This window comes from Gammaproteobacteria bacterium, from assembly GCA_032250735.1.
Lineage (GTDB): Bacteria > Pseudomonadota > Gammaproteobacteria > SZUA-152 > SZUA-152 > SZUA-152.
The window spans coordinates 84,819-98,841 of sequence record JAVVEP010000004.1 but is presented as its reverse complement, the minus strand read 5'-3'; the positions used below and the strand labels follow the sequence as shown (position 1 = coordinate 98,841).

The 14,023-nt window shown below is 59.3% G+C and carries 13 protein-coding genes; 8 read left to right on the top strand and 5 right to left on the bottom strand.

Features of this window, described 5'->3' with window-relative positions:
- Positions 1-53: 53 nt before the first annotated feature.
- The 3 genes from RRB22_03870 to RRB22_03860 all read right to left on the bottom strand — a co-directional run bounded on the left by RRB22_03870 (position 54) and on the right by RRB22_03860 (position 2,874).
- Entirely contained in the window at positions 54-536 is a 483-nt protein-coding gene (locus tag RRB22_03870) for a DUF494 family protein (protein ID MDT8383530.1), read from the bottom strand.
- Positions 537-604: 68 nt separating this feature from the next.
- A complete protein-coding gene (gene dprA / locus RRB22_03865; GenBank protein MDT8383529.1) occupies positions 605-1,762 on the bottom strand; it encodes a DNA-processing protein DprA in 1,158 nt (385 codons plus the stop codon).
- A gap of 41 nt (positions 1,763-1,803) precedes the next feature.
- Entirely contained in the window at positions 1,804-2,874 is a 1,071-nt protein-coding gene (locus tag RRB22_03860; GenBank protein ID MDT8383528.1) for a LysM peptidoglycan-binding domain-containing protein, read from the bottom strand.
- 234 nt (positions 2,875-3,108) lie between these two features.
- Here RRB22_03860 and def point away from each other — a divergent pair, with 234 nt between their 5' ends.
- From def to RRB22_03820, 8 genes are all read left to right on the top strand, one after another.
- The gene (gene def, locus RRB22_03855) at positions 3,109-3,612 is read left to right on the top strand and encodes a peptide deformylase (GenBank protein ID MDT8383527.1); all 504 of its coding nucleotides are present in this window, start codon (positions 3,109-3,111) and stop codon (positions 3,610-3,612) included.
- A 75-nt stretch (positions 3,613-3,687) separates the two neighbouring features.
- Positions 3,688-4,626 carry a methionyl-tRNA formyltransferase gene (gene fmt / locus RRB22_03850; GenBank protein ID MDT8383526.1) on the top strand — a complete coding sequence of 313 codons (939 nt, stop codon included), beginning with the start codon at positions 3,688-3,690 and terminating at the stop codon, positions 4,624-4,626.
- Positions 4,627-4,709: 83 nt separating this feature from the next.
- Positions 4,710-6,023 (top strand): 16S rRNA (cytosine(967)-C(5))-methyltransferase RsmB, encoded by a 1,314-nt coding sequence (rsmB, locus tag RRB22_03845; protein MDT8383525.1) that lies wholly within the window; start codon positions 4,710-4,712, stop codon positions 6,021-6,023.
- Positions 6,002-6,616, top strand: coding sequence for a DUF4390 domain-containing protein (locus RRB22_03840; protein ID MDT8383524.1), 615 nt, complete (start codon positions 6,002-6,004; stop codon positions 6,614-6,616). Before rsmB ends, RRB22_03840 begins: the two co-directional genes overlap by 22 nt.
- Before the next feature lie 27 nt (positions 6,617-6,643).
- Complete coding sequence (locus tag RRB22_03835; protein MDT8383523.1) at positions 6,644-8,863, top strand: ATP-binding protein; 2,220 nt, start codon at positions 6,644-6,646, stop codon at positions 8,861-8,863.
- Positions 8,864-8,891: 28 nt separating this feature from the next.
- A complete protein-coding gene (locus RRB22_03830) occupies positions 8,892-10,259 on the top strand; it encodes a sigma-54 dependent transcriptional regulator (GenBank protein MDT8383522.1) in 1,368 nt (455 codons plus the stop codon).
- 154 nt (positions 10,260-10,413) lie between these two features.
- Positions 10,414-11,787 carry a Trk system potassium transporter TrkA gene (gene trkA, locus RRB22_03825; GenBank protein ID MDT8383521.1) on the top strand — a complete coding sequence of 458 codons (1,374 nt, stop codon included), beginning with the start codon at positions 10,414-10,416 and terminating at the stop codon, positions 11,785-11,787.
- 47 nt (positions 11,788-11,834) lie between these two features.
- The gene (locus RRB22_03820; protein MDT8383520.1) at positions 11,835-13,286 is read left to right on the top strand and encodes a TrkH family potassium uptake protein; all 1,452 of its coding nucleotides are present in this window, start codon (positions 11,835-11,837) and stop codon (positions 13,284-13,286) included.
- Positions 13,287-13,308: 22 nt separating this feature from the next.
- Here the strand turns inward: RRB22_03820 and RRB22_03815 are convergent, their stop codons facing one another.
- Both RRB22_03815 and RRB22_03810 read right to left on the bottom strand, forming a co-directional pair.
- The gene (locus RRB22_03815; GenBank protein ID MDT8383519.1) at positions 13,309-13,623 is read right to left on the bottom strand and encodes a DUF3301 domain-containing protein; all 315 of its coding nucleotides are present in this window, start codon (positions 13,621-13,623) and stop codon (positions 13,309-13,311) included.
- Positions 13,624-13,779: 156 nt separating this feature from the next.
- Positions 13,780-13,983: a SlyX family protein gene (locus tag RRB22_03810; GenBank protein ID MDT8383518.1), complete on the bottom strand. Its 204-nt coding sequence runs from the start codon at positions 13,981-13,983 to the stop codon at positions 13,780-13,782.
- Positions 13,984-14,023 lie beyond the last annotated feature (40 nt).

Here is a 14,023-nt window from a genome sequence, read left to right as displayed (position 1 = left end):
GGCTCTCTTTATTACAGGCTCTCTTTATTACAGGCTCTCTTTATTACAGGCTCTCAGTGCAGGGGTTGCTGGAACTCCACCATCACCATGTTTTCCATCCAGGTGAAGGCCTCTTCCAGGCCGGGCTGATTAAACAGCACCATCAGCACTACCCACTTGACCTGATCCAGGTCAATCTCGTCGGATTCCAGCGCCATGATGCGGTCGATGACCAGCTCACGACTGGCACCGTTCAGGACACCCATCTGTTCCAGGAACATCAGAAAGCCACGGCACTCGACGTCCAGCTTTTCCTCTTCAAGGGGATTGTAGACCCGGATGGAGTGACTGGTGAGGGCGGGGCGTGCATTGAAACCGGCCTCTTGAAGGACGGCCAGGTCTTCTAGCCAGGTGAAGGCCTTGTTGATCTCGGTGCTGAGAAAGCCGGCCTCCATGAGCTGATGTTTGAGAGTTTCAGGATCCCCATTCATCGTGGCTTCATCATCCATGTAGTTCTCGAACAGATACATCAGTACGTCGAGTACGTCTTCTTTCATGGCTACCTACTATCTCGTTTGTGTGTTGTGTGACAGGACAGATCGGTTCAGATTTGTGCCTGTGCCAGCTACCCGACGCGACTGAATAAGCCACCGCTTGAGGTTACGATTCCCTGTAACTCTAGTGTCAACAGCATGGAGGAAACGGTCTCTGGCGTCAATCCGCTGCGCTCTACCAGGGTGTCTATAGATGTGGGTTCAAAACCCATATTTTCAAGTAAGGGAGGGTAAACAGGAGTGGTGTCGTTTTCGACACCAGGGTCGGCGATGGCGTTGGGGGACGCGTGGGCGGGAGAGGGCGCGATCAGGTGGAGAAGCTCATCGAGAATATCCGAAATCTGGCCGGTGAGTTTTGCGCCCTGCTGGATCAGGTAATGGCCGCCCTGGGAGAGTGGGTTGTAAATCGAGCCGGGGATGGCAAAGACCTCGCGGCCCTGCTCGGCGGCCAGGCGGGCGGTGATCAGTGAGCCGCTCTTGAGGGCGGCCTCCACCACCACGGTGCCCACGCTGAGCCCGCTGATGATGCGGTTGCGGCGGGGAAAATTGCTGGCGACGGGGGGTGTGCCTGGGGCGAATTCGCTGACGATAGCCCCCCGTTCGAGGATGTTGTGCGCCAGTTCGCGATGGCGGGCGGGATAGATACGGTCCAGCCCGGTGCCGGCAACGGCGATGGTGTGGCCGCCAGCATCCAGTGCACCCTGGTGGCAGGCGCCATCGATACCGAGTGCCAACCCGCTGGTGATGGTGAAGCCGTTATTGCTCAGGCTCTGGGCAAAGTCGTGGGCAATCTGCCGGCCGCCTGCGCTGGGGTTGCGGCTGCCGACCATGGCGAGCTGGGTCTGATTCAGCAGGTTCGGATCGCCGCGGACATAGAGCACCGGCGGCGGATCGGGAATCTCTTTCAGTAATGCGGGGTAACGTGGGTCGGTAAGGGAGAGGATGTGGCGCTCACGGCCGTCGGCCCAGGCCAGAATCTTGTCGACGGCATACCAGTCCGGTGATTGCAGATAGGCGCGCACCGCAGTAGGGAGTTTGGGCTCGGTAAGTCGGGCGCCGCGCGGGCCGAACAGCGTCGGCAGATCGGGAACCTGTTCAAGGATGCGAAGGAATCGAGTGGTGCCGATGCCGGGGGCCTGGAGCAGGGCCAGCCAGTGGCGGAGGTTGTCGCAGTGAGCGGGTTCAGGGTTCGGTAACGGTGCGTTGCCGATAAGGCGTGAATTGTGCAAACGGTGGCCCCTCCCTGGGCCAGGCGTAACAGACTGCTGGGTTAGGGATTACGCACTCCGTCATAGACCGCCATGTCGCGATCAGACTCCATTACCAGGGCATAGCTGATGCGGTCGAAGGTGCGATAGACCAGCACGATACCCGCGCGTTCGTCCGGCAGGGTTACCGTCTCGCCACGTTTTTTGCTGTTGTAGTCACGCACCTCTTTGCCCTGTTGAAAGACCGCCAGTACGTGGCCGACTTCGAGGCCGTCCTGATTGCCCTTATTCACGACCACGGTCTGAAATTGACCGATGCGGGAGACGCCATCGATGACGGAGATGATCTGTCCCTCGATGGGGGTTTCCGGCGGGCGAGGAATAAAGGCCTGGTCCAGGCCGCTGGCCTTTTTCGGCACCAGCCGATCGCCGATGATGGTTTCGCGGGTAGAGTCCTGTACCCGTAGTGTCGAAGGGTCGCCAAAATCCTCAACCTTGGCGTCGGCGACGTGCAGGGCCTCATAGCCCAGAATGTCGCCGGGTTTTGCGCCGGGGTTGCGATAGGCCTTGCCGATGCGCAGCACCACATAGGTCGAATTGGGGTCCTCGCCGGGAATCAGGCCGCGGGCGTAGATGCGGTCACCGGAGCCGGACATGATCCGGGTGTCCTTGCCGGAGATGATGTAACCCGCATTGTCGATTTCACGTTGACTCAAGACCCGGGGCTCACCCAGGAATTGTTGGATGGCATCCAGTGGAATGCTGGCGACCGGCGTGTCGACGCGGGTGGCGCGGATCTCGGGCGACATTTTTACGGTAGCCTGACCACGGCTGACGCGCAGGATGGGTTTGCCCTGGGCATCGTATTCGAGATAGACCACGTCACCGGGATAAATCAGGTGGGGATTTTTGATCTGCGGGTTGTAGCTCCAGACCTCGGGCCACTTCCAGGGGCTTTCCAGAAAGTGCGCCGAAATATCCCACAACGTATCGCCTTTGACGACCGTGTATTTGTCCGGATGATTGGCTTTTAGTTTAATGGTGTCGGCAAATACCGAACTGTTTCCCGTCATGGCGATGGCCAGAGCAAGGATGATCAAACCCAGATATTTTGGTAAAGATATCTCTTTCATCGACACGATGATCCCTCTGGTTGACGGTTTGCTCGAGTGTAGACGAATCATATGTCAGACTCCAGTGAAGCGTAATAGAATTAATAGGATAGAAGTCAATCTTCAGCCTGATTTGAAACGGCGATTATGTCTGTTTTTTAGGCATCTCCACTGACGTGCCTGGTGATACCGGATATAATATCGGCAGGTTTAATCATATCTTTTGCCCCGTGTCACAAATTTGAAAGAGATCACATGTCGATACTGAACATATTGCACTTCCCCGACCCCAGACTGCGCCAAAAGGCGGAGCTGGTCGCGGTGGTTGACGACGACGTTCGCCAGCTGGTCGATGATATGTTCGAGACCATGTACGACGCACCGGGTATCGGCCTGGCGGCGGTGCAGGTGAATGTGCTGAAACGGGTGATCACCATCGATATTTCCGAGGACAGGAGCGAGCCGCACTGTTTTATCAATCCCGAAATCGAGCAGCGTAGCGGGGCCGAGGAGATGGAGGAGGGCTGCCTGTCGGTGCCGGGGATTTACGACATGGTGTCGCGGGCGGACACGGTCACCGTGCGTTATCTGGATCGCAACGGCAAGCACACGCAGCTGGAGGCGCAGGGCCTGCTGGCGGTGTGCATACAGCATGAAATAGACCATCTCGACGGCAAACTGTTTGTGGACTACCTGTCGGAGCTAAAGCGCAAGCGTATCCGCAAAAAGATGGAGAAGCTGCGCCTGCACACCCTGTAAGCGCGTCAGCGAGCGGCCTCGCCGTTTCGCATCACGCGATGCAACTCTATGCACCAATCAAATGAAGGGATCCCCATGGCGTCTGGCCTGAAAATCATCTTTGCCGGTACGCCGGAATTTGCCGCCACGAGCCTGGCGGCCCTGCTGGACTCGGAACATGAGGTGCTGGCGGTTTATACCCAGCCGGATCGCCCCGCCGGGCGTGGCCGCAAACTCACCGCCAGTCCGGTGAAGGCGCTGGCGCAGGCGCATCAGCTGCCGGTCATGCAGCCGGTGAGCCTGCGCGACGCAGGCGTGCAGCAGGAGCTGGCCGACCGGGACGCCGATGTGCTGGTGGTGGTGGCCTACGGGCTGATACTGCCCAGGCCGGTGCTCGACGCGCCACGTCTGGGCTGCGTCAATGTGCATGCCTCCCTGCTGCCGCGCTGGCGGGGGGCGGCGCCAATCCAGCGGGCGATTCTGGCGGGGGACGAGGAGACGGGGATCACCATCATGCAGATGGACGAGGGGCTGGACACCGGCGCGATGCTGCACCGGGCCCGCTGTCCGATTGCGACCGCCGACACCGCCGAAACCCTGCACGACCGATTGGCGCAGCTGGGCGCAAAGGCCCTGCTCGACACCCTGGGTCGGCTCGCAGTGGGCGACACCGCGGCGGTGGCCCAGGACGAGGCGCGCGCCTGTTATGCCGAGAAGCTGCAAAAGTCGGAGGCACAAATCGACTGGCAGCAGTCTGCCCAACAGCTGTCGCGCACCGTGCGCGCCTTCAACCCCTGGCCGGTGGCCTTTACCCCGATGGGCGACAAAACCCTGCGCATCTGGCTGGCGCAGGCGTTGCCGGCCGATACCGACGCGATCCCCGGAACGGTGCTGGCCGAGTCGCGGGAGGGCATCGACGTGGCGACGGGGGATGGCATCCTGCGGGTGCAGCAACTGCAACTGCCCGGCGGCAAGGTGCTCAGTGCGGAGCAGTTTCTCAGCGCACACAGCATGCGGGGCAGCCGGCTCGGCTGAAGGCCCGGGGCGTGAGCGATAAAATACCGGCGGCCAGTGATGCCGTCGATCAGACCCAAGTCAGAAAACGAAACCGACCCGATATGAATGCCGCAAAACCGAACCCGCGAGCGATTGCCGCGCGCATCATCGCCCAGGTGATGGTCGATGGCCGCTCGCTGTCGCGCGCCCTGGAGGCGCTGCCGCCGGCCGCGACCGAGGACCGGGCGCTGATCCAGGAGGTGGCCTATGGCGTCCTGCGCGAGTACCACCGCCTGTCGCGGCTGGTGGCGGCCTTGCTGAAAAAACCCCTCAAGGAAAAGGATGGCGATGTGCAGGCGCTGCTGTTGCTGGGCCTGTATCAGTTGATGTCGATGCGGGTGCCGGATCATGCCGCCGTGTCAGAGACGGTGGCGGCCACCGCGGCGCTGAAAAAGCCCTGGGCGCGGGCGCTGGTGAATGGCGTGCTGAGGAGTTTTCAGCGCCAGGGTGAGGGGTTGCTGGCAGACGTCCAGCAGACAGAGGAGGGGCGGTGGTCGCATCCGCAGTGGCTGATCGATGCCCTGCGCCAGGCCTGGCCGGATGACTGGCAGGCGGTGTTGACGGCGAATAATCAGCGCCCTCCGATGAGCCTGCGGGTGAATCTGGGCGCGGCCGGAGCGGGTTCGACCGACGACTATCTGGCCGAGCTGGTGGCGCGCGGGATCGCGGCGCACGGATCGATGCTCACGCAGGGCGCCATTGTGCTCGGCGAGGCGCAGGATGTGACGCAGCTGCCGGGATTTGCAGAGGGGCGGGTCTCGGTGCAGGATGAGGCGGCCCAGCAGGCCGCCAGGCTGATGGCGCTGACGGAGGGGCAGCGGGTGCTGGACGTCTGCGCGGCACCCGGCGGCAAGACCGCGCACATGCTGGAGCTGGCCGAGGTGGAGATGGTGGCAGTGGATGTCGATGCCGAGCGCCTGACGCGCGTGCAGGAGAATCTGCGGCGGCTGGGGAAGTCGGCGCAGTGTGTGGTCGGTGATGCGCGCCAGCCGGAGGCGTGGTGGGACGGGCGGGCCTTTGACCGCATCTTGCTGGATGCGCCCTGTTCCGCCACGGGGGTGATCCGCCGTCACCCGGACATCAAGCTGCTGCGCCAGCCGGCCGACATCGACGGCCTGGTCGCCGTGCAGGCGCAGATCCTGGATGCGATCTGGCCCTTGCTGAAGCCGGGCGGTATGCTGCTGTATGCCACCTGTTCGGTGTTGCCGCAGGAGAATGCACAGCAGATCGCCGCCTTTCTTGCGCGGCAGCCCGCTGCGCGGCATAAGATGCTGACGGTGGAATGGGGGCGAGCAGTGGAATTCGGGCGACAGGTGTTGTCCGGCACAGCAGGTATGGACGGATTCTATTACGCATGTTTGGAGAAGAAATCTTAACGCCGGGCGGCATGCAGTCCCTGTGTGCAGGCCTGCGATCAAGGGCCAGATTGCTGCAATGGGCGCTGGTCGGATTGTGCCTGTCTGCGAACGCGATCGCTGCGGCGCCGGCGCATTTTGTGGTGCGCGACGCGAAAACGGTGTTGTCAGGCGAGATCTATCACCTGGAGGCAAGGCTCGAATACCAGCTTAGCGAAGTGGCGGTGGCCGCGCTGGAGAATGGTGTATCCCTGACCCTGGTACTGGATATCGAAGTGTATTCGCCAAGTCGTTATCTGTGGGACGACGTCATCGCCACTCTCGAACAACGATACGAGATTCAGTATCACGCCCTGTCCGAGCAGTATTTATTGCGCAATCTCAATAGCGGATCACAATTCATCTATTCATCGTTAGACGATGCGCTGGATGCGATGGGTAACATTAACCGCATACCCATTTTGGACGCGCATTTACTGGAGCAGAATCAGCGTTACAAGGTGAGGGTCCGGTCGCGCCTGGATCTGCCCAGCCTGCCAGTGCCGTTGCAGTTAAAGGCCTACGTATCGAGTGACTGGTGGTTAAGCAGTGGTTGGTATTCATGGGACCTGTGAATTGTGTTGAAAGGTATTTTGTAATCCATGGCTAGACTTCTGGTATGGCTGCGGCGGATGTCCACCAGCGTGGTGCCGGTAATCGTGATGGGCATTTTTATGCTCGGCTCTTTGTGGTTGCTCAGCGCGGCGATGGAAAATTCAGGCCAGTTCGGCCGCATGCACGTGGTGCTGGTGGTGGTAAATGTCATCGGCCTGGTGGTGCTGGTGGGCCTGATCGGGGTCGATGCCGTACGTCTGGTGCGTCAGTATCGCCGCGCGGCTACCGGCTCACGATTAACCGTTAGACTGGTGGCGATTTTTGTGGTGATGGCCATGGTGCCAGTGGTGATCGTGTTTTATTTTTCGCTGGGTTTTTTGCAGCGCGGTATCGATAGCTGGTTTGATGTACGCATCGAGCGCGCCATGGATGATGCGCTTGAACTGAGTCGTTCATCGCTGGATATGCGCATGCGCGACAGGCTGAACCAGACGCGCATGATGGCCGAGAGACTGCAGGGTGTGTCAGACACGATGGCATTGTTTAACCTGAACGAGCTGCGGGATGCGAGTCATGCCAGCGAGCTGATCCTGCTGACGGCGAACGGTCGGGTGATCGCCTCCTCCAGCACCAATGCCTCGATTATTCCGCAGAAACCGAATACCGCAACACTGTCCCAGGTGCGTGAGCAGGGTAACTACGTCGGTTTGGCGCCGATTGAGGGCCTGGGGCTGCATGTGCGGGTGGCGGTGCAGATTGATGCGCCCGGTATGACGGATGACCCGCGGGTATTGTTTTCGCTTTTCCCGATGGATGCGCGTGTCAGCGTGCTGGCAGACAGTGTGCAGTCCGCTTACGCGAAGTACAAGGAACTGGTGTATCTGCGCGACCCCTTAAAGCAGAGTTTCAGCTTTACCCTGGCGCTGGTGCTGCTGGTCACCCTGTTGTCGGCGGCATGGGCTGCCTTCTTCTTTGCCCGCCGCCTAGTCGCTCCCATCAGGATACTGGCGATTGGTACCCGCGCCGTGGCCTCGGGAAATTATCACAAGAAACTGCCCATTACCCGCAATGATGAGCTGGGTTCGCTGGTGCAGTCATTCGTCGACATGACGGACAAGGTCTCTGATGCCCAGCGCGATGCGGTGCGAAGCCAGCATCAGGCTGAGCGGGAACAGGCCTATCTGCGTGCGGTGCTGGGGCGTCTGTCGTCCGGCGTCATCACCCTGGACAAGAATCAGATGGTGCGGGCAGTGAATGTGGCGGCAAGCCAGGTGCTGGGAATAAACATGGATATGGCGATTGGTAAGACGTTATCCCAGCTGGAAAATGAAACCCCTGAAATCCAGGCCTTTCTAGCTGCTGTTTCAAGTTATGTTGAAAATGTGCCCGACGACTGGCGCCAGGAAGTGACGCTGATGGGTTCGTCGGGGCATAAAACCCTGACCTGTCAGGGGGCCAAGCTGCCCAGCACAAAAGGCATGCCCTCGGGTTATGTGATCGTGTTTGATGATGTGACGGCGATGATCCAGGCTCAACGGGATGCGGCCTGGGGCGAGGTGGCGCGCCGTCTGGCGCATGAAATAAAAAACCCGTTGACGCCAATCCAGTTGTCGGCGGAACGATTGCGACACAAATACCTTGCCAGGATGTCGCCGGAAGATGCAGAGGTGCTGGATCGCTCGACCCACACTATAGTGCAGCAGGTGCAGGCCATGAAGGAGATGGTGCAGGCCTTTTCCGACTATGCGCGCGCCCCCAACCTGCAGATGCAGACGATGGCCTTGTCCGTGCTGATAGGCGAGGTGCTGGATCTGTATGCCGGCGAAGAACAAAAGGTCGCGATAACATTCCAGCCCGGTGATGTCATTCCGCTGGTGGAAGTTGATGCGGGGCGTATACGTCAGCTGCTGCACAACCTCATTCGTAATGCCATCGAATCTCTGTCAGATACTGCGGACGCGAGAGTGGATCTGCAGCTAGAGAGAGTGACTATTGAGGGGGAGGACTGGGTGGTTTTATCCATCGAGGATAACGGTCCGGGTATTCCGGAAGATATGCTGGAGAAATTATTTGAGCCCTATGCGACGAGTAAACCGAAGGGCAGTGGCCTGGGCCTGGCTGTTGTGAAGCGTATTGTTGAAGAACACTCCGGTGTGCTGTATGCGGAAAATCGCGCGGATGGTGGTGCGCGACTCGTAGTTCGCCTGCCTGCCGTAAGGTCGGCTGAGGCCGCCTTGCCCTTGACCAGCGTGCAGGCCGGGCGATAATGATAGCTAACGGAAAGTGGTGTCTGCCATGAAGCCCTATGTAATGGTGGTCGATGATGAGCCGGATATCTGTGCCTCGGTAAAAGATATACTGGAAGATGAGGGTTACGCCGTTGCCGTCGCTGACAGTGGTGAGGCGGCGAGGCGTCTGGTGCGGCAGAGAGTGCCGGATCTTATCTTGCTCGATATCTGGATGCCCGGCATCGACGGCATCAGTCTGTTGAAAGAGCTAATGGAAGAGCTGGCGGTAAATGTGCCGGTGGTAATGATGTCGGGACATGGCAACGTGGAAACGGCGGTGGAGGCGACCCGCCTCGGCGCCAGGGATTTTATTGAAAAGCCATTGTCGCTGGCGAAATTATTGCACACCGTGGAGCAGGTGTTGGAGGAGGCGAAAAGTGACACGCCTCTGCGCCCAAGGCATGAGCCCGTGATGACGGTTGCGCCGGTTGGAAAAAGCGTAGAAATACAGTTATTGCGCGAGCATCTGGAAAAGCTCGCCCGCCATGATGACACGGTGTTGATACGTGGCGAGGCGGGCAGTGGCAAGGCCTTTTGCGCACGCTACATTCATGCGCGTAGCGCCCGCCATGCCGGTCCTTTTGTGGATGTCCACACCAAATTGCTGCGTGACGGGTGGTCCGCGGCATTGTTGCTGGGCCAGGAGGTCGCGGCGAATCACGGGCCGAAGATTATTCCGGGATTCCTTGATCAGGCACAGCAAGGAACCCTGTATCTGGATGACATTGCGGAACTGGATGCCGGTCTGCAGCAGAGCCTGCATGGCGCGCTGAGCACCGGACAATGGGTGCGGGTGAATGGTGACAAGGCGGTGCCGTTGAGCGTGCGCATTATTGCGGCGACACGTTATGACCTGGCACAGGAGATTCGCACCGGGCGATTTCGTGAAGACCTGTATCATCTTCTGAATATGGTGCCCGTGCATGTGCCGGCGCTACGTGATCACGTTGAGGATGTCACCGAGCTGCTGCAGTATTTTGTCAATCTGCTGGTCGACAAGGAGGGGCTGCCGTACCGGAATTTTACCGTGGCCGCACAAAATCGCTTGCGTCACTATGATTGGCCGGGCAATATCCGCGAGCTAGAGGGTTTGGTGAGGCGTCTGCTGGTGCTGGGCCCGGATGCTGATGTAGAGCTGGATGAGGTGGATGCGGCGATGGCCGAGTCAGCGCCGCTGCTCAGCAGTATGATGTTGTCGCAATTTGATCTGCCGTTGCGACAGGCGCGGGAGCAGTTTGAGAGGGCATATCTCGAATACCATTTGCAGCAGGTTGGTGGCAGTGTGGGCAAGGTGGCCAAGCTGGTTGGCATGGAACGGACCAATCTTTATCGCAAGCTGCGAGCGCTGGGTATCGATGCGCACCGAAGCAGCTGAGCCGGCACGCTTACAACATCAGTAACGCATCGGGAATAACCATCATTCATAATCTGTCAGAATCAATATTTCTAGCCAACTTCAATCATGCCTCGGCATGTGTCGCTATTTGAAGCCATCAAAATAACCGTTACATCATGACGATTGTCTATTAATGAAAATAATTATTTTAGGGGCGGGACAGGTCGGAACCTCGGTGGCGGAAGTGCTGGCGAATGAGTCCAGTGATATTACCGTGGTGGATATCGACGAGAAAAAGCTCGAGACACTGCGGGACCGGCTTGATATAGGCACCGTGGTGGGAGAGGCCGCGCATCCTGAAGTGCTGGCCCGAGCTGGCGCGGAAGATGCCGATATGATCCTGGCGGTGACCAATAGCGATGAGATCAACATGGTCGCCTGTCAGGTTGCCTACACCCTGTTTCACACCCCGACAAAAATTGCGCGCGTGCGCAGCGTGGGTTACCTGTCCCACCCCCAGCTGTTTACCCAGGATGCCTTCCCGGTGGATGTGTTGATCAGCCCTGAGCAACTGGTCACCGATTATGTGCAGCGCCTGATTGAACATCCGGGCGCACTACAGGTGCTGGATTTCGCCGGTGGCAAGGTGCAGCTGGTCGCCGTGCGCGCCTATTACGGCGGCCCACTGGTGGGTCAGGCCCTGAAGGCGCTGCGCGAGCACATGCCGGGTATTGATACCCGCGTCGCGGCCATATACCGGCGCGGACATGCCATCGCGCCGGGTGGCGATACCGTGATCGAGGCGGATGATGAGGTGTTTTTCATCGCCGCCAAACGCCACATCCGCGTGGTGATGAAAGAGCTGCGCAGGCTGGATCGTCCGGTGAAGCGGGTGATTATTGCCGGTGGGGGCAATATCGGCATGCGTCTGGCGAAGGCGCTCGAGAACAAATACCAGGTCAAGCTCATCGACCACAATCCCGAACGTTCCAAGCGCCTCTCTGAGGAGTTGGGAAAAACCATCGTGTTGCAGGGTGATGCGGCCGATGAAGAGCTGCTGCTCGATGAAAATATTGAGCACACCGATGTGTTCTGCGCGGTCACCAACGAAGATGAGGCGAATATCCTGTCGGCAATGCTGGCCAAGCGGCTCGGTGCGCAAAAGGTGATGGCGCTGATTAACCGCGCCGCCTATGTTGATCTTGTGCAAAGCGGCGTGATTGATATCGCCATTTCGCCGCAGCAGGCGACCATCGGCAGCCTGCTGGCGCACGTCAGGCGCGGCGATGTGACCGCTGTGCATTCATTGCGCCGTGGTGCGGCCGAGGCCATCGAGGCGGTCGCGCACGGTGATGCGCGCTCATCCAAGGTGGTGGGCCGCGCCATCGAGGATATAAAGCTGCCGCCGGGCACCAACATCGGCGCCATTGTGCGCGCGGATGAGGTCATTATTGCGCATCACGATACCGTGATTCAGGCGGAAGACCACATCATCCTGTTCGTGGTGGACAAGGAGCGGATCCCTGATGTTGAGCGGCTATTTCAGGTTGGGGTGACGTTTTTATGAAGCCTGCACCCTGGCTGCAACTTCGACCCGGCGGGCGCATGTAGTCAATGCAGTATCCAGTGATTCAACGCATTATTGGGCTGTTGCTGATGGTGTTTAGTTTTACCACCATGCCGCCTGTGGCCGTGGGCCTGTGGTACGGTGACGGCGCGACCTACCCCTTTATTGCCGCCTTTTTTATCACGCTCGCCGCCGGCCTGTTGATGTGGTTCCCGGTGCGCAGGATAAAAATGGAAATGCGGCTGCGTGGCGGGTTTATTGTGGTCGCGGTTTTCTGGCTGGTATTGGGAATCTCCGGCTCGATTCCGTTTATGTTGTCTGAAACCCCCCACCTGTCGCTGACGGATTCGGTATTTGAATCGTTCTCTGCCCTGACCACCACCGGTGCCACGGTCATCACCGGTATTGATCACCTGCCACACTCGATCCTGTTTTATCGCCAGCAGCTACAGTGGATGGGCGGCATGGGTATCATCGTTCTGGCGGTGGCCATCTTGCCTATGCTGGGCATCGGTGGCATGCAGCTGTACCGTGCCGAGACCCCCGGACCGATGAAGGACAACAAGCTGACGCCGCGCATCACCGAAACGGCAAAGGCCCTGTGGTATATCTATCTGGGCCTGACGGTAGCCTGCGCCCTGGCCTACTGGATGGCAGGCATGGATGTGTTTGACGCCATCGCCCACAGTTTTTCCACCATTGCCATTGGCGGCTTTTCCACCCATGACGCGAGCATCGGGTATTTTAACAGCGTGGCGATTGAACTGGTGGCGGTGGTGTTCATGTTGCTGGCAGGCATCAACTTTGCGCTGCATTTTCTGGCCTGGCGGGGGACAACCCTAAAGCCCTATTTTTATGACCAGGAGGTGCGCACCTATTTTTTCGTGCTGACGGTCAGCGCCAGCATCGCCAGCCTGTATCTCTATCAGAGCGGGACCTTTGACAGTCTGCCGGATGCCATCCATCACGGCATATTCCAGGCGGTCTCGATCGGTACCACCGCCGGATTTACCACATCGGATTATTACAACTGGCCGGGTTTTCTGCCGGTACTGTTACTGTTCACCAGTTTCATCGGTGGCTGTGCCGGCTCCACCGGCGGCGGGCTCAAGGTCATCCGGTTTCTGTTGCTGATCAAACAGGGGATGCGCGAGATCTCGCGGCTGATCCATCCCAACGCGACGATTCCGGTCAAGGTCGGTAACAAGTCCCTGTCAGAGCCGGTGGTGAATGCCGTGTGGGGATTCTTTGCCCTGTACGTGGCCTCCTTTGCGGTGATGCTGCTGCTGGTGATGATGACGGGGCTGGACCAGGTGACGGCCTTTTCGGCCGTGGCGGCCTCCATCAATAATCTCGGCCCAGGCCTGGGCGAGGTGGGCGCGCACTACGGTGACATCAACACACCGGCAAAATGGATTCTGTGTTTTGCGATGGTGCTGGGGCGGCTGGAAATTTTCACGGTGCTGGTGTTGTTGACGCCGGCGTTCTGGCGTAAGTAAATAGGCGCCGCTCGCCAGGCCGTCATTGCGGCGGCATGCGGTAGGCGTCCATCTCCACTTCGCGCACCCCCTGACCGAACATCACGATGCGGCCCTCATAGCGTTCGGCGCCATCACTGGTAAATTCAAAAAAATAGAGACGACAGAGCTGGATGCGTCCCCCCGCATTGCGGCGCAACCATTGACGCTTGCGCTCCACGCTGTCATCGAGAAACTGCACCGAGGCCTGCTGGCAGGCGCGCTTACCGGCGCTGCGGGCAAGCTCCTGGGTGCGGACCGAGTCCCACCAGTACCACAGGCCCAGGCCGAGCGATGCCAGCCAGAGGAAATCGCTCATCGCCGGCGGCAATCAATGGAGGTGTGTGGGGTCAATGTTTGCATGGTGTGTTCACCGCGGATCCTGAACACAGATCCGCATAGCGGGGTTGGGGTGAGAGGCAGTCTACCGCAGTTGTGCCGAATGTATTCAGGGGCCTATCAGGGGCCATCCGGTTTAATAGTGGGGCGGAGGCGTCTCATCGGCAGCGTCGGCGATGTGGCTGGTATTCATGTCACGTAGCTGGCGTTGCAGGTGGGCCAGCTCCGTGCGTAGCTGCTGGATCAGCCGGTGTTGCGCCAGCAGCACATCATTCATCTCCTCCATCGCCGCCTCCTGATGGGTGATGCGGATTTCCAGGTCGGTGATGCGATTTTCCATGATGGCTTTCCGTGGTCTGCTGTGGTGCGGGGGTTAGCCG